The 18,547-nt window shown below is 61.8% G+C and carries 18 protein-coding genes; 12 read left to right on the top strand and 6 right to left on the bottom strand.

Going from position 1 to position 18,547, the window contains the following annotated elements; genetic code table 11:
• Window position 1 precedes the first annotated feature (1 nt).
• A complete protein-coding gene (locus tag Sa4125_RS01435; protein WP_224002940.1) occupies window positions 2-820 on the bottom strand; it encodes an ABC transporter permease in 819 nt (272 codons plus the stop codon).
• 39 nt (window positions 821-859) lie between these two features.
• Window positions 860-1,942, bottom strand: a complete 1,083-nt coding sequence (locus Sa4125_RS01430) for a putative urea ABC transporter substrate-binding protein (RefSeq protein WP_224002938.1) — start codon at window positions 1,940-1,942, stop codon at window positions 860-862.
• A gap of 169 nt (window positions 1,943-2,111) precedes the next feature.
• Between Sa4125_RS01430 and Sa4125_RS01425 the strand changes: the two genes are divergently transcribed.
• Window positions 2,112-2,768, top strand: a complete 657-nt coding sequence (locus Sa4125_RS01425; protein WP_224002936.1) for a TetR/AcrR family transcriptional regulator — start codon at window positions 2,112-2,114, stop codon at window positions 2,766-2,768.
• Between the two features lie 15 nt (window positions 2,769-2,783).
• On the opposite strand, the gene Sa4125_RS01420 is transcribed toward Sa4125_RS01425, so the two are convergent.
• Window positions 2,784-3,563 (bottom strand): N-acyl homoserine lactonase family protein, encoded by a 780-nt coding sequence (locus tag Sa4125_RS01420; RefSeq protein WP_224002934.1) that lies wholly within the window; start codon window positions 3,561-3,563, stop codon window positions 2,784-2,786.
• Window positions 3,564-3,965: 402 nt separating this feature from the next.
• On the opposite strand from Sa4125_RS01420, the gene Sa4125_RS01415 reads away from it, so the two are divergent.
• Both Sa4125_RS01415 and Sa4125_RS01410 read left to right on the top strand, forming a co-directional pair.
• The gene (locus tag Sa4125_RS01415; RefSeq protein WP_224002932.1) at window positions 3,966-5,408 is read left to right on the top strand and encodes an MATE family efflux transporter; all 1,443 of its coding nucleotides are present in this window, start codon (window positions 3,966-3,968) and stop codon (window positions 5,406-5,408) included.
• A 116-nt stretch (window positions 5,409-5,524) separates the two neighbouring features.
• Window positions 5,525-6,532 (top strand): DMT family transporter, encoded by a 1,008-nt coding sequence (locus Sa4125_RS01410; protein WP_224002930.1) that lies wholly within the window; start codon window positions 5,525-5,527, stop codon window positions 6,530-6,532.
• A gap of 66 nt (window positions 6,533-6,598) precedes the next feature.
• Here Sa4125_RS01410 and Sa4125_RS01405 read toward each other — a convergent pair whose 3' ends face one another.
• Window positions 6,599-7,552, bottom strand: coding sequence for a LysR family transcriptional regulator (locus tag Sa4125_RS01405; RefSeq protein WP_224002928.1), 954 nt, complete (start codon window positions 7,550-7,552; stop codon window positions 6,599-6,601).
• Between the two features lie 491 nt (window positions 7,553-8,043).
• On the opposite strand from Sa4125_RS01405, the gene Sa4125_RS01400 reads away from it, so the two are divergent.
• The 6 genes from Sa4125_RS01400 to Sa4125_RS01375 all read left to right on the top strand — a co-directional run bounded on the left by Sa4125_RS01400 (window position 8,044) and on the right by Sa4125_RS01375 (window position 13,760).
• Window positions 8,044-9,345 (top strand): NtaA/DmoA family FMN-dependent monooxygenase, encoded by a 1,302-nt coding sequence (locus Sa4125_RS01400; RefSeq protein ID WP_224002926.1) that lies wholly within the window; start codon window positions 8,044-8,046, stop codon window positions 9,343-9,345.
• A gap of 51 nt (window positions 9,346-9,396) precedes the next feature.
• Window positions 9,397-10,701, top strand: a complete 1,305-nt coding sequence (locus Sa4125_RS01395; protein ID WP_224002924.1) for an NtaA/DmoA family FMN-dependent monooxygenase — start codon at window positions 9,397-9,399, stop codon at window positions 10,699-10,701.
• A gap of 76 nt (window positions 10,702-10,777) precedes the next feature.
• Complete coding sequence (locus tag Sa4125_RS01390; protein WP_224002922.1) at window positions 10,778-11,341, top strand: flavin reductase; 564 nt, start codon at window positions 10,778-10,780, stop codon at window positions 11,339-11,341.
• Between the two features lie 62 nt (window positions 11,342-11,403).
• Window positions 11,404-12,099 carry a 3,4-dihydroxy-2-butanone-4-phosphate synthase gene (gene ribB / locus Sa4125_RS01385; protein ID WP_224007424.1) on the top strand — a complete coding sequence of 232 codons (696 nt, stop codon included), beginning with the start codon at window positions 11,404-11,406 and terminating at the stop codon, window positions 12,097-12,099.
• 18 nt (window positions 12,100-12,117) lie between these two features.
• Window positions 12,118-13,212: an LLM class flavin-dependent oxidoreductase gene (locus tag Sa4125_RS01380; protein WP_224002920.1), complete on the top strand. Its 1,095-nt coding sequence runs from the start codon at window positions 12,118-12,120 to the stop codon at window positions 13,210-13,212.
• Window positions 13,213-13,223: 11 nt separating this feature from the next.
• Window positions 13,224-13,760, top strand: coding sequence for a flavin reductase family protein (locus tag Sa4125_RS01375; protein ID WP_224002917.1), 537 nt, complete (start codon window positions 13,224-13,226; stop codon window positions 13,758-13,760).
• 165 nt (window positions 13,761-13,925) lie between these two features.
• Here the strand turns inward: Sa4125_RS01375 and Sa4125_RS01370 are convergent, their stop codons facing one another.
• Complete coding sequence (locus Sa4125_RS01370; protein WP_224007421.1) at window positions 13,926-14,327, bottom strand: transposase; 402 nt, start codon at window positions 14,325-14,327, stop codon at window positions 13,926-13,928.
• Between the two features lie 152 nt (window positions 14,328-14,479).
• Window positions 14,480-14,938, bottom strand: coding sequence for an IS630 family transposase (locus Sa4125_RS01365; RefSeq protein WP_345944308.1), 459 nt, complete (start codon window positions 14,936-14,938; stop codon window positions 14,480-14,482).
• A gap of 388 nt (window positions 14,939-15,326) precedes the next feature.
• Here Sa4125_RS01365 and Sa4125_RS01360 point away from each other — a divergent pair, with 388 nt between their 5' ends.
• The 3 genes from Sa4125_RS01360 (at window position 15,327) to Sa4125_RS01350 (ending at window position 18,519) form a co-directional block, all read left to right on the top strand.
• Window positions 15,327-16,661 carry an NtaA/DmoA family FMN-dependent monooxygenase gene (locus tag Sa4125_RS01360; RefSeq protein ID WP_224002913.1) on the top strand — a complete coding sequence of 445 codons (1,335 nt, stop codon included), beginning with the start codon at window positions 15,327-15,329 and terminating at the stop codon, window positions 16,659-16,661.
• 57 nt (window positions 16,662-16,718) lie between these two features.
• Complete coding sequence (locus tag Sa4125_RS01355) at window positions 16,719-17,552, top strand: transporter substrate-binding domain-containing protein (protein WP_224002910.1); 834 nt, start codon at window positions 16,719-16,721, stop codon at window positions 17,550-17,552.
• Between the two features lie 67 nt (window positions 17,553-17,619).
• Complete coding sequence (locus Sa4125_RS01350; protein WP_224002908.1) at window positions 17,620-18,519, top strand: transporter substrate-binding domain-containing protein; 900 nt, start codon at window positions 17,620-17,622, stop codon at window positions 18,517-18,519.
• Window positions 18,520-18,547 lie beyond the last annotated feature (28 nt).

The following is an 18,547-nucleotide window of genomic DNA, read 5'->3' as shown; positions in this document are numbered from 1 at the left end:
GTCAGGACTCCTTGAGCCCGTTCCAGGGGAAGGCCCGGGCCGAAAGGCTCCGCAAGGCATAGTCCATGACGAAGGCGAGGAGGGTGATCCAGGCGACGTAAGGCAGGATCACGTCCATCGCGAGATAGCGCCTGACGAGAAAAATCCGGTAACCCAACCCGCCATTCGCCGTGATCGCCTCCGCCGCTATGACGAAAAGCCAGGCACCGCCGAGAGAGAGACGGACTGAATCGATCAGCCGGGGAAGCACCTGGGGCAGCACGACGCCCGTGATCATCTGCCAAGTGGATGCGCCCAGCGTTTGTGCCTTCACGATCTGCTCGCGCGGAATCTGGCCGACCTTGAGCACGATGTCGCGGACGATGAAGGGCGCGACGCCGAATATGATGAGAACTGCCTTGGATAGTTCCCCAAGCCCGAAAACGATGAACAAAATGGGCAACACTGCCAGTGGCGGTATCAGCGAAAGGATGGCGATGAGGGGCTCGAACAGGGCGCGCAAGAATGGGATGAAGCCGATGGCGATGCCTGCGAGAAGCCCGATAGTGGCGGAAATCCCTAGGCCCACACCGAGCCGGGCAAGGCTCTGCCATGTGTCGTACCAGAGGGGGATCTGTCCGGTGGCTACATCGACCTGACCCACCATCCTCTGCATCGCTGCCGCCATGCCGGAAAAGCTCGGCATAAGCTTGTCGGCCGCGTCTACCGCGAGACGCGCGTCGGAGGCGACAACATAGGCGAGGAGAACGAAGCCGATGGGGAGCGTGCCGAGAACAACCCGTGCGCCCGGGCTCGGCGTGTAGTTGATGATCCGCCGCATCGGCCTTCGGCCCCCCTCTAGTCGACCGCCCTGCTGGCGTCAGAGTTTCCCTTCGGCGCCGAGCGCGGCGAAGGAGGCATCGACGCGGAGCTTTATGTTTGCAGCGTCGCCGAGCACGGACTTGTCGGCGAACTCGATCCCGATAGCATCGACGCTGGCCGCGCCTTGGCCGAACAAGCCCTGCTCGAAGGAAAAGGTGCGGACATAGTCCCATATTTCCTTTGTCTTGGGGCTGGAGAGAAATGCGGCAGCTTCAGCCGGCGTGTTGAAAAAGAACGTCGTGTCGGTCTGCGACTTCAACCCCGCAAGGTCGGTCCCCATGGCTGAGGCAAGCACAGTCCTCACCTGCTTGCCCTCGGGCCCGTCCGCGTTCATGGCGGCCAGCGTCTCGTACCAGGCGCCAGTGAGCGCCTTGCCGAGTTCCGGGTTGGCTTGCAACGTTTCTGTCTTGCCGACAAACACATCCATGATCTCGCCGGGAATCTTCGAGGAGTCGAATACCACCGTGGACCCGCTTGCGCCCGCCAGCATGTCGGAGACCATAGGCTTCCAACTGACGACGTGCTCCAGCGACGGTTGACTGAGAAAGGCCGCGGAAACCTCGCTGTCGGAGATGTTGGTCGTGGTCAGGGCGCCGACGCCGGGCAGGTCGTTGAGAACCAGCGCACGGTTGAGGAGATAATGCGAGACGCTGTACTGGAGGAGAAAGACCTCCTTTTCGGCAAGTTCCGCGACCGACTTGGCAGTCTTGGAGACGATAGCATCGTTGCCGTTGGAATAGTCGGTGATAAGGAAGACGGTCGTGTCGACGCCGCCTGCCGCCGGCATGGTCAAGGCGTCCATCCCGGCGACGCCAACGGCGTCAAGCTCACCAGCAATCAGCTGATTTACGCTGCCGACATAGTCGTTGACGAGAATGAGTTCGACGTCGATACCGTATTTGTCGGCCCACTTCTTCATCACGCCAGACTGCTGCATCCATACGAAGGGGATGAAGCCGACATAGAGACTATACCCCACCTTGAAGCTTTTCTTCTCTTGCGCCAAGGCGATCGGCCCAAAGAGGGCGGACAGGGAGACGGCCAAGGCCACGAGAAAAGTGACGCGAGCGTATCTGTTCATCACGAGCTCCAGGAGATAAAACGGCGATCTGCCATTCAGCGCCTGGTGAATATGACTGCATTCCCATCGTCTGGACAGGACAAATTTTGCACTGCAATAGATCCAGTAAAGCATTTATATCGTTAAGCGGTGTGCGCGTGAAGAGCACTGATTGTGCAGTGACTGTGCAATGACCTCCACGGGCGCACGGACAGCCAAAAACAGGGAGAATGCCAGAGCGGGCGGGCAACGACGCCTGGCGCCGGGCATGCGGGCCGAGCAGATACTGGAGGAGGCGCTTCGGCTCGACGCCGAGCGCCACTACAGCATCGTCACGATGCGCGATGTTTCGAAAGGGTGCAGCATCGACGTCGCCCTGATCTACTATTTCGACAGCAAGGACGTTCTGTTCAGACGCAGCATCGCCCTCGTCGCCGAACGGCTGGACCGTCGGCTTTCAGAGCTTGGCCCGAGTGCTGCCGATCCGCTTCTGGAGATCGGCGCCTATCTCTCTTTGCTGGTCGAGATGGCGCCCATGCTGGCCGACTGGGTGAAGATCATGGCCGATTATGCTGCATCTTCGGCCAGAGACGCAGAGACCGACGCCGTGATCGCCGCATTCTACGAGCGGGAGCAGGCGCTCTTCGAAGATTGCAGTCGGAAGGGTATCTCGTGGTCGGTTCAAAAAGGTCGACACGGCGCGCTCGGCGCGCTCGATCAGCGTCCATCTCGACGGAATTTTCCATGCCACCAAAAGTCGGGGCGACGATCGGATCGCTTGCGATATAGACGAATTGCGCCACGTGGCGCATGCTTCCCTGCGCGCCTGACCCCGCTGCCGCGCTAAAATTCCCCCGGTTCATCAATCGTAGAACAGGGGTGCCCGCCGCGCTGCGATGATAAAGGAAGGGTCGTGCAAGGGCACCAGTTCGCCCGAGGTTTCGGCAACGATGCGCTTCAGGCGGCGGAGACTGGCAAGCGCAGCCTCGTCGTCCATGCTCGATCCGAGAACTTCATGTTCGAAATTCTCGAGGAGATCTGCCGCATCGGCGACGAGGACCTTCACACCACTATCGGGCAAAGTCACGACGACGGACTGATGCCCGGCCGTGTGTCCGCGCGTCAGGATGAGCTCGAGGCCCGGCATTATCGTCACGTCGCCCTCGACAAGATGCCAGCGGATCTCGGGCGAGGCGATGTCGGCGAAGGAATGCTCGCTGCGTCGCGGCTCGGCGAATGCTGATTCGTACTCTATGCGCTGCAGGGTGACGCGCGCATGGGGGAAGAGCTTCAGGTTACCGGTATGGTCTCCGTGGGCATGTGTGATGATGACCTCGTTGATGTCGCCAGGCCCGACGCCGATGGCCGCCAACTGGGCGGTTATCTCGTGTTCTGGCAGCACGAGGGGCCGGGCGGGAAAGGTGTCGTTGACATACGCTGCGCGGCTTTCACTCGAATCGTCGAGCGTCGCGCTGTCGAGGCCCGTATCGACCAGGACATAGCCCGATGCAGTGTCGAGCAGATAGGCCGAGATCGGCACCGTAAGTACAATGGCGGGATCAGCCCCGCGTACGCAGCCTGACTTGCGGATGATCTCGTAGCCGCACAAGAGGATGTACATCTTTCGAACGTCGGTAAGCATCTGCTGGCCCCTCTTGGTTGTCGGTTATTACGCTACTTACTTGATTTCGGGGGGGGATAGTGGCGGCATCGGCGACGTCGTTGGCCGCCGCTGCAGGCTGCTCCAGCGAGTCCAGATATTGAGATCGTCGGCCGAAAACCGCCGTCGCCAACGGAGAGACCGTAACGGGGTCGATCACTCTACAACATTGGAAGTGGCCGAACCGCGCTTTCAATTTTTGTGATGGCCGATGCGACAACGCTGCATCTATCACGAGGGCAAGGCAGTCATATCTGGCCCGCGCCAGGCATCGGATCGGCAGTTTCGCCTTCTTTGCTCCAGCGCAGGATCCCTTTCCGATCCACACAGTGACGCAGTGAAGAGCCGACAACTCGCACCGCGCCCGGACTTGGCATTCAGAAAATGGATATCGCTACGGTTCCCGCAAGCGGACGGGTCGGAAACTGCGTCGATGGTCCCGATGCCGGCCACGACGACGACTGGAAGACGCACGGCAATAGTCCGTCGACCGAGAGCGTCTCGGCGCATGTTGCCAAGACGACACTGCTGGCGGCGCCGATCCTTATGGGCCATCTGTCAAACTTCGCCGTGACGACGACGACGCTGCTGCTCCTCGGCTGGCTTAGCGCCGACTCGCTTGCCGCAGGGGGGCTGGCGATCCGCGTGGCGGTCAGCACGAACATCATGGCCGGTATTCTCGTTGTGGTCGGGGTCGTCGCCTCCGGTGCGAACGGCGCCCGGGATGCCGAGCGTGTCGCCGGGCTCTACTGGAACGGCCTGTATCTGACGCTGGCGCTGTCGATCCTGTCCTTTGCCTGGATGAGTGTCGCCCCAGGCCTTCTGCGTGTTCTCGGCCAGCCGCCCGAAGTGGTCACCGAAGCCGAGGCGATTCTTGATGTGCTGCGCTGGGCCGAGCCCGCCAACCTTCTGCGGCTTGGTCTCATGCGGAGCATGCTTCCAGCGCTTGGCATGGCATGGATTCTATATGCACTGACACCTCTCACGCTCGTGATCTACATTGGTGCCGGGATCGCACTCGTCTCCGGGTTTGGTGGCTTTCCGGCGCTCGGTTCCCTCGGAGTCCCGATCGCTCTGGTCGGCACGACATGGCTGACGGCGCTGGTCATGCTCGCCGCCATCCATAGTGGTCCGAGCGGCACACTTATTCCCTTCACGCGGATCAAACTTGCGCTGCTGCGCGACATGATCCGGTCAGGCCTTCCAATCGGCGCGATGCAGGGCGTCGACGGAATCTTCTTCCTCATCGCGACGGTCGTCATCGGCCAGTTCGGCGCAGCGGCGCTCGCCGCGCATCAGATAGCGCTCAACTTCGGGACGGTCGCCTACTCGCTGGCGGTTTCATGTGGCGATGCCGCGGCGATGCGCATCAGCTATCGGCATGGCGCGGGCACGTTTGCGGACGCACGCGTCGCCGGCTTCGTCGGCATCGCAATGGGCACGGTGTCGATGGCTGTCGCTGCTCTCATCGTCGTTGCATTTCCCAACGTCTTCATCGGCTTCTTCATCGACATCACAGACCCTCGAAACGCCGACACGCTCGCAGCATCGCACTCCATAGTGCTCTTCGCCTGTCTCTTCATCTTCGCGGATGGCTTCTACGGAACGGGAATGGGGGTGCTGCGTGGCCTCGGCGACAATCGATACGCGATGCTGGTGGTTATCGTCGTTTACTGGGGCTTCGGCTTTCCGCTCGGGGCCGCCTATCATTTTCTGGTTGGCCTCGACACCCGCGACGTTTGGTGCGGTCTGGCGGCGGTGCAAGGGATTATCGGACTGGTGCTCGTCCGGCGCTATGCGTTTGTCACCAGGCGCGATCCAGCATGAGCGAACTCGGACTCGGACACGCTGGCCCGTCCGCCCACTGTGCCGAGGGTAGCGCCGACCAAGGCGGGACGAAGCCCCTCGACGCTGGAGACCTCGCTACTGTGACGGCCTCCGCGATGCCGATCCTGACCGGCCGCGAGCCAGTCGCCAGTCGCCACATCTTTCACTTGGCCAAGCGGCCGAAGAACCGTTTTGCCGCCGCGCATCGCCGTATCAAGGCGAGATGGACCGCCGTGCCCGACAACATGCGCGGCTCGATCCTCTTCATCGTCTCGATCGCGCTGTTCTCGGTGATGATGGCTGCCGTCAAGGAAATCGGAAACGGGTTGCCGCTCACCCAGACGCTGCTCATCCGCCAGGTCATCCTGACACTGATGCTGCTGCCGCTCTTCGCCAATGACCTGTCACGTGCCTTCCGGACCGATCATCTCGGAAAACACATTTGGCGGGGTCTTTTTTGTCTCGGCTCGCAGTATACATACTTTCTCGCGCTTCTATATTTACCCCTTGCCGATATGACCGCACTTGGCTTCAGTCAAGTCATCTTCATGACCATCACTGCCGTCGTTATTTTGAAGGAAAAAGTCGGCTGGCGGAGTTGGACCGCGACGATAGTGGGCTTCGTCGGCGTCGTCATTATGCTCAGGCCGACTGGCGATCTGATGGACGCCTACGCTCTGATAGCGGTTCTCAGCGCGATGCTCTTGTGTGGCGTCACCATTTCGATCCGCCTGATGGCGCGCACCGAGTCGACTGAAACCGTCATGCTGTACCAGTCCGTCGTCCTATGCGCGGCCTACGCCGTGCCTTCGTTTCTGTGGTGGCAGTGGCCAAGCCAGAAGGAATGGCTATTGCTCCTGGTGATCGGCACCATCGGCACTGTCGCGCAGTATCTTTTCACAATGGCTTTCCGTGTGGCGGAGGCTGCCGCCCTCGCTCCCCTCGAGTTCACCAGGCTGCTGATTGCCATCTTCGTCGGTTACCTCCTTTTCAGCGAAGTCCCGGAGATTTCCACAATGCTCGGAGCATTGATCGTCATGGGCTCGACGATATACACCGTCCGACAAAATGCACGAGAAGAGGTCCCCTTCGGCCGCGGCAAGCTCGGTCCAGAAGAGGTTTAAGGCGTATTTTGCAGCGCGCCCGAACGTCTCGACGATGCTCGAAACAAGCGTGATGTGATCATGCTGTCATGAACTGACAATCTGCATTCGTCCGCCAGCCACCGGCTCGTGCTCCATATGGATGTCGACGAGGCAGTCGACAAAGCGCCGTGCCAATTTGAACTCGCTCGAACTCGGTCCCGTCACCGCGGCGATGGCGTGGACCTTGCCGGTGAGGTCGTGGCGCAACACCCGTAGTCGGCCGCTTTCGACATGGGGCGCCGCCACATGGTCCGGCAGATAGCCGATATTGCGACCAGACAGAATGAGCGTCATGTGCGCATGGGCGCCGTATCCGATGTCGCCGCGGGTGGCCGCATTGCGGATGCGCTCGGGGTGGAAGTGCTCGAGATGGCCGCGGTTCGCATAGACGGCGTTTTCGATCTGCTGGCGCGTAATATCGCAATCGCGAATGTGAAACAGCGGATGCGTCCGACCGCAATAGATTGCAGACGCCTCCTCGAAGAGAGGCTCGAAGGACAATTGGCTGAACTGGTCGTCGGTGAGACCGATGCCGACGTGAATGAGGCCGTCTGCCACGCGGCCCGTCATCTGGAAACCCAGCATGATTTCCAGCTTGAAACGCGCGTTGGGATAGTATTCGGCGAGGCGGCTGATCGCCTCAGCAATGCGCGACTGCGGGTTGTCGACGATATGGTCCTGAACGCCGATGATGAGCTCGTGTCCGGCACTGTCGTTGAGATTGGAGGCGCGCTGCTTGAAGCTCTCGACTGAGGCGAACAGTTCCTTGGCGGCCTGATAGACGACCTCGCCCTCATGATACAGCTTGAAGCCCTTCGGGCCTCGCTGGCACAACCTTACGCCGAGACGGATTTCCAGCGATTTCAGATACTCGCTCAGCATGGATTGGGAGAGATTCAACGCTGCCTGAGCAGCCGTGAAGCCACCTTCCTCTACAATTGTGCAGAAGCAGCGCAACAACTTCAGGTCGATGTCGTAAATTTGAGACAAATTCGACATTGCACACCAGTTCTGTTTGTTTGACCGGCTCCGTCGCACGCCCTGCAAACCTCGTGCCATTACGGGCCCCGACGGACCGATTGTGCACAGAAACGAATGACTGGCGGGCATGACTGGCAGCAGCGACCACCCGGGCCGCCGGCGGTGGTCGCCGAACTAGGAAGAAGTGCCTACGCCACGTGCAGTCCCGATCTGCATGATGCATTGCACGCATCACCCGCCATGATTTCCTGCTGAGGCTGAAAGCACCCAGACGACAACAAGCCGCCTGCCAGCGGGTGTTGCGCCAAGAGGCGAAAACAATTGCCGAATTGCAGTAGGGCTCGACTGGAAAGCATCCTCCTTGCCCAATCAAAGCATCAAGCTTTGCCGATGGTCGCCCATGCTGCACTGCGGCTAACGTCGTCGCATGCCGCTTCGGTGACCCACACCGGCCCGGTTTCGGAAGTCTGCCGTACACAAGTCTGCCGTACACAAGGAAGCCAGCCGGAATGTCGAAGAGCTTTCACCTCGCCTGGTTCATGAATTTCTCGGTCGACGACTGGAACGCCCCATTCTCCAGCGGGGGGAAGCCGTGGGACGGCTCCTTCTACGTCGATATGGCCAAGGCGATGGAGCGGGCCTGTTTCGACTACATCATGCTCGAAGACACGCTGATGATATCCGAGGCCTACGGCCACAGCATGGAAGCCTACCTGAAGTACGCGCTGATGGGACCGAAAAGCGATCCAATGCCGCTTGCGGCGCTGATCGCGAGCCGGACCAAGCATCTGGGCGTCGTCGCGACGATGTCGACGATGGCCTATCCGCCCTTCATGCTGGCCCGTCTGTGCGCGACGCTCGACAGCATCTCCGGAGGCCGTTTCGGCTGGAACATCGTGACCAGCGGCGAAAACCTGGCAGCCCAGAATTTCGGCATGGACGAGCTGCCGCCTCGTCAGGACCGCTACGACATGGCGGACGAATATGTCGAGCTCTGCAAGCAGCTCTGGGGCAGCTGGGACAAGGATGCGGTGGTCCTCGACAGGGAGACCGATACCTACGCCGACTACCGCAAAGTTCGGCCGATCAACTTTGTCGGCAAGTACTACAAGTGCCGTGGGCCGCTGAACTGCGTGCCGGGTCCGCAGGGCCGGCCGACTTTCGTGCAGGCCGGGGGCTCGCCGCGAGGGCGACAGTTCGCGGCGATGACCGCAGACAGCATCATCGCCGCCGCATCCGGTATCGCCGCGATGAAGGAGTATCGCGACGACATTCGGGCGCGGGCCGAAGCCGGCGGGCGCGATCCGGACGAGGTGAAGGTGTTTTTCATCGTCACCCCGGTTCTGGCGGAAACCGAAGCGGCGGCCAAAGCCAAGCTCCACGAATACACATCCTCTCCCGAGTATCAGGTGAAGACGCTGGCTTCGATCAGCTCAGTCACAGACATCGATTTCTCGACGTTCGATCTCGACACCGAGCTGCCGCGAATGACCACCAACGGCGAGCAGGGCTCCCTCGATGCTTTCGCGCAATGGGGTAGTGGCAAGACCCTGCGCCAGCTTGTCAACGACCGCGCGACTCGCGGTCTCGACGGCATCGTCGGCACCCCGGATCAGGTTGCGGATCGGCTCGGCGAGGTCATGGAGGCGGTCGGTGGCGACGGCTTCCTCATCAGTTCGCCCTTCCAGAAGGTTAGCCGCCAGTATGTCACCGAGGTCTGCGAAGGGCTTGTGCCTGCCCTACAGCGCAGGGGCCTGACACGTACCGAATATACCGGACCGACACTGCGCGAGACGTTGCGCGAGTTTTAGAACCCTCATGACGAGCGGAAGCCGACAAGCCTGAGAGAGAAGGACCCATACATGCCGAAGCGTTTCCATCTCGGATGGTTCATGAACTTCGCGGTCAGCGAATGGAACCATCCCTTCGGTGCCGATGGCCATCCGTGGGACGGCGGCTTCTACATCGACATGGCCAAGGCGATGGAACGGGCCTGTTTCGACTACATCATGCTCGAAGACACGCTGATGATATCCGAGGCCTACGGCGACAGCACGGAGGCTTATCTGAAGCATGCGATCATGGGTCCAAAGGCGGACCCGGCGCCAATGGCGGCTTTGATCGGGGCCAATACGAGCCATCTGGGCGTCGTCGCGACGATGTCGACGATGGCCTATCCGCCCTTCATGCTGGCCCGTCTGTGCGCGACGCTCGACAGCATCTCCGGAGGCCGTTTCGGCTGGAACATCGTGACCAGCGGCGAAAACCTGGCAGCCCAGAATTTCGGCATGGACGAGCTGCCGCCTCGTCAGGACCGCTACGACATGGCGGACGAATATGTCGAGCTCTGCAAGCAGCTCTGGGGCAGCTGGGACAAGGATGCGGTGGTCCTCGACAGGGAGACCGATACCTACGCCGACTACCGCAAAGTTCGGCCGATCAACTTTGTCGGCAAGTACTACAAGTGCCGTGGGCCGCTGAACTGCGTGCCGGGTCCGCAGGGCCGGCCGACTTTCGTGCAGGCCGGGGGCTCGCCGCGAGGGCGACAGTTCGCGGCGATGACCGCAGACAGCATCATCGCTCCCTCCTCTGGTGTCGATGGGATCAAGGCCTACCGCGACGACGTACGCGCCAGGGCGGCAGCCGGCGGGCGCGATCCGGACGAGATCAAGGTGCTCTTCGTCATCGCCCCAGTGCTCGGGGAAACCGAAGCGGAAGCCCACGCCAAGTTCAAGCGGATATCGTCTCATCCGAGCTATATCGAGAAGGTGCTCGCCTCGATCAGTTCGATCACCGACATCGACTTCTCGAAATTCGATCTCGACGCCGAACTGCCGCACCTGACCACCAACGGCGAGCAGGGCTCACTCGACGCCTTCGCGCAGTGGGGCAGCGGCAAGACACTGCGGGAGATCTGCATGGAGCAGGTCTCCCGCGGGATCGATGGACTTGTTGGAACGCCCGATCAAGTGGCGGACCGCCTCGGGGAAATCATGGAAGCGGTCGGCGGCGACGGTTTCCTCATAACCCGTCCGTTCACGACGACGATCAGCCGTCAGTACATTCTCGAAATCTGCGAGGGGCTCGTCCCGGCCCTGCAGCGCCGAGGCCTGACGCGCACCCAATACACAAAGCCGACGCTGCGCGAGACTCTGCGGGAATTCTGATCACGATATCCAGCCAGGATCGAGCATCAGATCGAACGACGCAAACGCGACGACCCATCCGACAACGAGGTACCCGATGTCCCATGCAGTAGCAGAGATCATCCCCCCGCCGGCGGCGCCCGATGCCGGCCCGACTTCGTTTCATCCGGTCGAGCGTCAAGTTTACCGGGACGGCATGGCCAGGCTGGCCGCCGCCGTGAACATCATCACCAGCACCGGCGAGGACGGATGGTGCGGCTTCACCGCCTCGGCGGTATCGAGCGTCACGGACAGCCCGCCGACGCTTCTGGTCTGCGTCAACCGCACAGTCCAAGCCCACAAGGCGATCTCGACCTCGGGCGTTCTCTGCGTCAACACCGTCGCCGGCCCGCAGGAAGGTTTGGCGATGACCTTTGCCGGGGCGGGCGGCAACAAGGACATGAAGCAGCGCTTCGCCGGAGGGAGCTGGACCGAACTCGTCACAGGCGCACCGGTGCTGGCCGGCTCGATCGTCAGCTTCGACTGCCGCGTCACCAATGTCAGCACCATCGGCACGCATGACGTCTTCTTCTGCGAGGTACTGGCGGTATGCGGCGGCGAGGGTGCCACCGGAGGCGAGGCGCTCGTCTACTTCGACCGAAAATTTCATGCCGTCTCCTGAGAGTAGACGGATACGTCCGGCCCGCATCGCGCGACGAGAGACAGGAGAGTTCCGTGAACAGCATGGTCCCCGAATTCCGCCGGATAAAGACAATACCGCTTGGACCCGTCGCGAGTACGGCGGAGATCATCGAGGAGGCGCGGCAGGGCCGGATGTTCATCCTCGTCGATGACGAGGATCGCGAGAACGAGGGCGACGTTGTCATTCCGGCCTGCTTCGCCACGGCCGAGGTCGTCAACTTCATGGCGCGCCATGCCTGCGGGCTGGTTTGCCTCGCAATCACGAGGGAACGTGCCGAGGCGCTGGCGCTGGCGCCGATGGCCCCTGTCGTTACCGACCCGATGGGGACGGCGTTCACTGTCTCCATTGAAGCGCGCATCGGCGTGACGACGGGCATTTCGGCACCGGATCGGGCCCGTACGATCGCCGTCGCCATAGACCAGGCCTCGGGTCCGGCGGACCTCGTGATGCCAGGCCACATCTTTCCGATTGTCGCGCGCGACGGGGGGACGCTCGTCCGGCGAGGCCACACGGAAGCGGCGGTGGACGTCGCCCGTCTCGCCGGGCACGCCCCCTCCGGCGTCATCTGCGAGGTGATGAACGACGACGGCACCATGGCCCGTCTGCCGGACCTCCTAATTTTCGCCCGGCGCCACGGCATGAAGATCGGAACCATCGCCGATCTCGTCGCCTATCGTCGCGCCATCGGCGACGATACCTCTTCCCATGCAAGCACAAGCTCGAATCAAGTCGCCTAGCGGTAGGACGCTCCGATCATGAGGATGCGACTCTCGGTTCTCGATCAATCGCTTGTCTCGGCGGGCCGGAGCGCGGCTCAGGCCATCCGCGATACCGTGGCGCTTGCGCGTGAATGCGAGGATTTCGGCTACAGGCGCTTCTGGGTGTCCGAGCATCACGGGAATGTCGCCATAGCCGGATCGGCCCCGGAGGTGTTGCTCGGAGCCCTGGCCATGGCGACGAGCACGATGCGCATCGGCAGCGCCGGCGTGATGCTGCCGCATTACGCGCCGTTGAAGGTTGCCGAGCAGTTCCGCGTGCTCGAGGCCCTGGCGCCGGGACGCGTAGACCTTGGGCTGGGTCGAGGTCCCGGCGCAGACCGACAGACAGCCTATGCCCTGAAGCCCGGCGCCATCGACAATCCCTTCGCCATGTCCACGATGGACAGTTTTCCAACCGACGTCGCCGACGCCGTCACCTTGGCCCTTGGCCAGCCGCTCGGCGACGACCATGTTTTCGCGGGCGTCGTCGCGCAGCCCCTCGGACCGACGGGTCCGCAGCCCTGGATCGTCGGATCAAGCCTCTACTCGGCGCGTCTTGCGGGTTATCTCGGCCTGCCCTTCTGCCATGCATACTTCTTCGGCGACGGCTCCGACGCTCAGAAGGCGGTTGCCGCCTATCGTGGCAACTTCACACCGTCGGCAACTCTGAATGAACCCCTTCTCGGGCTCTGCGTCTTTGCAATGGCGGCCCCGACCGCCGCCGAGGCGGAGCGCCTCTTTCTGTCCTATGCCCTATGGCGGCTCGCGCGCGACAGCGGACGAACAGTACCTCTGCCGAGGCAGGGGAAGACGGTGGAAGGAGCCGCCGTACCCCCGCGCGAGGTGCTCGATCTTCTGCGCGAGCACACGGCCTCCGGCACTGCCGACCAGGTGTTCTGGCGGCTGCAGACGCTCGAGGCGGAACTTGGTGTGGATGAGATGGTGATCGTCACGCCGACGCACGAGCTTTCCGATCGCATCCGCTCCTACCGCCTCATCGCCGAGATCAGCCGCTCGCATACACAGGACCCGCACGACGAGACAAATCTTCCCGCTGCCGCGCCAGCTGACAGGTCGAAACAGAACTCTTAGGATGCAACGCCATGACCGACATCGGTATCGCTCCAGCAACACAGACCCCGGCATCGATCGATCAGGGCACATTCTGGCGAACGCTCGGCAGCCGCGTCACCGGCATGACGATCGTGACAGCCGACAGCGACGAGGGGCCGACCGGCTTTCTCGGCCTATCTGCGGCGCATGTGGCTGCGGACCCGGCGACGATGCTCGTGTCGATCGACCGCAAGACAAGTGCGCTGGCCGGCGTCCTATCGCGCGGCCATTTCGCGGTGAACTTCCTCGATTCGGCGGCCGGCCACGTCGCGACCGCCTTTGGCGGCAAGTCCGGATTGTCGGGCGCGGCACGCTTCGTCGACGGAGAATGGACGACGCTCGTGACCGGTGCGCCGGTGTACCGTCAGGCGCTCGGCGTCTTCGACTGCATGGTTGAGGAAGTCGTCCAGCACGCCAGCGTGTCGATCGTCATCGGGCGGGTAGTGGGCGCCACATCCCGCCCGGACGGCGAGCCGCTCGTCTTCTTCCGCGGTAAGACGATTGAGGGCCTGCGGATGCCCGACTAGCGGCCGGCGGGACGGCGAGGGTCTGTTTGCCCCTGGCGATCGTGCCAGTCACACGAATGATGCGCACCCTTCCTGACATCCCGGGGGGTGTTTTTCGCGCGGGCCCAGCGGCGACTTTAACTGGCCGACAAGACGTCATCCAAACCAATACTTATACCGCCGAGCTTATGAACTGACCGCTTTGATCCATGGGTAATTGCAGCGCGAGATGATGCGCTCGAAGTTCTCGGTGGCGCGGTTCCATGCCTGGCAGCAGGCGTCGATGATGGCGGCCTTGTCGGGAAAGACGCGCAGCGAGAGGCAAGTCTCCTTGAGATAGAGCCAAAGGCGTTCGACCGGGTTGAGTTCGGGGCTGTAGGCGGGCAAGGGGACCAGGGTGATGTTGCCCGGCACGTTCAGTGCCGCCTTGCCGTGCCAGCCGGCGCCATCGAGGACCATGACGACGTGGACGTCGATGGCAATGGTCTTGGCGAACTCGGCCAGATAGAGGTTCATCATCTCCTTGTCAGCGAAGGGCAGGACGAGCGCGAAGGACTGTCCCGTCGCCGGCGCGACGGCGCCGAAGATTTAGGTCCAGTCGAAGCGCTGGTCGCACCGCCCCGGCGGGCGTTGACCGCGGGTCCACCAGCGATGGCAGAGCCGGCCCTTCTGGCCGGCACGGGCTTCATCCTGGAACCACAGCTCGATCCGTTGGTCGCGATGGGCCTGGCGAGCAGCCCTCAGGGCCTCGCGGAGCCCCTTTTTTTGAAGCGCTCCTGCGCTTTGGGATCTTTGGCGGGATGGCTTGGCCGCGTTTTCTGTCGCGAGAAGCCATTCTCACGAAGGATACGCGACAGGCTGGCAGGGTGCAGGCTCTTGCCGAAGTGCGACCCGATCCAGCGGCACAGTTCCGGCAAGGTCCAGGTCGAGATGCCGTCCTTCTCGGGATCGGAGCCGCGGAAGATGATGTTTGCCAGCGCCGCCAACTCGCCCTCCGTCAGCCGCGGCGCAGGATGGCCCTTGGGCCGATCATGCAGCCCGGCAATCCCTGCGGCGCCGTAGCGAACCACCCAGTCGCGGAACGTCTGCCGATCCATGCCGGCGGCCCGCGCAGCATCCGCTCGGCTCATCCCGTCCAACGCGTTGGCGATCGCCAGCATCCGGCTCGCCACACGGCCGTTCCTTTCCCGCCGGGCCATCGCCCGAAGCTCACCTGCCGAATATCTGTCGCTGATCTCCAGAGCCAGGAACCTCTCCCTCATCCCGTCCGGGACAAGGAAATCACCGCCGCGAATACCAAGCAAATCACGCCAGAGTCAGGTCATCCGCTTGGCGGTATTATTTAGCTATACGGTACCTTTCGCTTGACGAGCGACCGCTTGGAGGGCCGATGGCTGCGTACGACGCCTCTGCTGCGCTGCCAAATAATGATCAAAAAGGCGTCGCTGCGCTGCAATAAGATGCGTTGCAAGGTTCGGCAAAGCCGGATTTCAGTTTGTCCTTTCGCCATGTTTAACAAAGGAAAACGCCGATACGCTCCTCATGTCGTGCTGCAGCAAGCCTCCTCCGGACCGAAGGAGACAGGCTGTGCTCAAGGGGAAGCGGTTCATGCCAGCAAATATGTTCCATCTCGGTTGGTTTCTTCAAGGCTCCAGCATTGGTGGGTGGGGTGACAAATGGTCCGGAAACACCGCTCATGATTGGATGTATCCAAGCGCCTATCTCGACCTCGCCCGCGCAATGGAGCGCTCCTGCTTCGACTACATCCTCATAGAAGACTCTATCTATATTGGGCAGAACTGGCAGGATTCGCGTGAGATTTTCCTCACCAACGGCATTAGCGTGCCGCGTCAGGAACCTTCGGTCGTCGCCACATTGATGGCAGCCGCTACGACGCGCCTGGGCATCGTGCCGACGCTGTCGACCTTTGCCTATCATCCTTACCTCACCTCACGGATCGTCGGCACCCTCGATCAGATCTCGCTCGGGCGAGGCGGCTGGAACGTCGTCACGGGCAGTTCGGACCTCTCTGCCCAGAACTTCGGCATGGAGCAACTGGCGGACCATGACGAACGCTACGTGATGGCTGAGGAGTACATGCAGATATGCCAGGGGCTCTGGGGATCATGGGAGCCTGGCGCGATCGTCGGGGATCGCGACACCGGCGTGCTGATCGATCACGGCAAGGTCCATACGATCGACTACAAGGGAAAATACTACTCCTCGCGCGGACCCTTAAATTCAGGCCCACTGCCGCAGGGTCAGCCCGTCATCGCCCAGGCGGGTGGCTCGAAAAGCGGCAAGGGTTTCGCCGCCCGCTATGCCGACACGATCGTGGCAGCACCGAAGGGCGTGGCCTCCATGAAACAGTACCGCGAAGACATTCACGCCGAGATGGCTGCGATCGGACGGGACCCGAAGCACTGCAAGGTCCTGTTCCTGGTGCAGCCGATCGTGACGGAAACGATGACGGAGGCCGCCGAGCGCATCGCCGAGCGTCGGGCCGCGTCCGAAAGGAACATCGACCAGCGCCTCGCACGCTTCGGTTGGAGCACCAATCTTGACCTGTCGGGCTGCGATCTCGACGCCCCCATCGGGGAACTCACCACCAATGGACATCAGTCGAGCCTTGCGCAGTTCCTCGCCCGCTCATCCGGCAAGACTCTCCGTGAGGCGATCATCGAGCATACGACGAGCGGCTACTGCGTCGACATGGTCGGCACTCCCGACAGCATCGCCAGCCAGATGGCGGAGGTGATGGAAGAGGTCGGAGGCGACGGCTTCCTGATCGAGCAGCCAAACGTCAATCGGCGCACCGTTGCCTCAATCACCGACGGCCTCGTGCCGGTGCTCCAGCACCGCGGGCTGACACGCAAGGCCTACGCGCACGAGCAGCTGCGCGACAATCTTCTGGATTTTTAGCGCCCGCGTCCCGCGCCTCCACCCGACGTCCCGTTCTCACGCATAAGGAGCCTCTTCATGTCCAGACTGTCCAAAGTCACTCTCTCGGCCGCCAGCATGCTGATGGGAGCATTGCTTCTGATCCCGCGCCTTGCAGCGGCGGAAACGCTCGTGCTCGGCAATGAAGGGGTCTATCCGCCCTTCAGCGTCGTGGCTTCCGACGGAGAGTTGACGGGCTTCGAGCCGGCGCTAGCCCGCGAGATGTGTAAGCGGATGGAGGTTGAATGCGAGTTCGTCGTGATGGATTTCAAGGCTCTGGTGCCGTCGATCCTGCAGGGCAAGTTCAACATCCTTGCGAGCCAGCTTTCACCGACGCCGGAGCGCCTGGAAAAACTGACATACAGCACGCCGATCGTCTACAATCCCACGACCTTCGTGGTGCGCAAGGGCAGCGACCTGACCTTCACCCCTGAGGGGCTCGCCGGCAAGAATCTGAAGCTCGGCCTCCAGCGGGGCGCCGCGTCGATCCCTTATGTCGAAAAGAATTTCGAGGGGCTGTTCTCCCCCGTTCTCTATGACAATCCCGACCAGATGCGCCTCGATCTGCTGGCCGGTCGTATCGACCTCGTCTTCGATTCAAAGATCAACTGGACGCTGGAACTGATCAACAAGCCGGATGGCAAGGATTATCTCCTCGCCGGCGGTGATCACTGGATCGGAGATCCATCCATTCCAGAGAACAAGCGCGGGTACAGCTGGGCCGTGCGCAAGGGCGACGAGGCGATCGTCGAGAGGATGAACGTCGCCTTGGCCGCGATCATCGAAGACTGCACCTACACCAAGATTCGCAAGGAGTATCTGGACATTACCATCCTGGCCGCAGAGGCGGCCTGCGTCGACGCGTCCAACTGATCGAGCATCGCCGGCTATGGGGCTCGCGCCGCGTTTTGCCTGTCTCCAACCAACGGGAACCACGTCCATGGAAAATCGCTCGACGCATAGCAGGTCCTTTTCCGCCGGGGCGTCCGGGGCAGAGCGCCACTCCAACGGCCGGAGGCGCGCCGGCCTCGCCTTTGCCGTGCTGGCGAGCCTGACGGCCCTGCTTCCCATCGCGTCCACGGCCGTCGCGGAAACGCTGAAGCTCGGCAACGAGGGCGTCTATCCGCCCTTCAGTATGGTGGACGCCAGCGGTAATCTGACGGGCATAGAGGCTGATCTTGCACGCGAGATGTGCAAGCGCATGGGAGCCGAGTGCGAGATCCTCGTCATGGACTTCAAGGCGCTGATCCCGTCGATGCTACAGGGTAAGTTCGACATCCTCGTCTCGCAGGTGACCCCGACGGCCGAGCGCAAGGAGAAGATGCTCTTCAGCACCCGCATCGTGGCCAATCCGATGGTTTTTCTCGTTCCTGCCGAAGGAGAATATACGCTGACCAAGGAAGGCCTTACCGGCAAAGGCATGACGATCGGGATGCAACGCGGTGGAGCACACATCAAAGTAGCGGAGGACATCTTCGGCGATGCGGTAAAATACTCCCTATACGACAATCCCGACCAGATTCATCTCGACATGATTGCCGGGCGCATCAACATGTCGTTCGAGGCCAAGCTGAATGCCGTCGTCGATTTTCTCGGCAAACCGGAAGGCAAGGCCTTCAAGATCGTCGGCGAGGACTACTGGATCGGCGAGGCGTCCGTTCCCGAGAATGAGCGCGGGTTATCCTGGGTGGTCCGTAAAGGCGAAGAAGCTCTGCTGGCGCGGATGGACACGGCGATAAAGTCGATCATGGCGGACTGTACCTATACTTCCATCCGTAAGAAATACATGGACATCGCCATTCTTCCCGAGGATGCGGCCTGCGAAGCAAAGGTCAACTGAACGCATGCCTTCGACACCGTGACGGCTG

It is taken from the genome of Aureimonas sp. SA4125 (assembly GCF_019973775.1).
Classification (GTDB): Bacteria; Pseudomonadota; Alphaproteobacteria; order Rhizobiales; family Rhizobiaceae; genus Plantimonas.
This window is presented reverse-complemented; position numbering and strand designations above follow the sequence as displayed.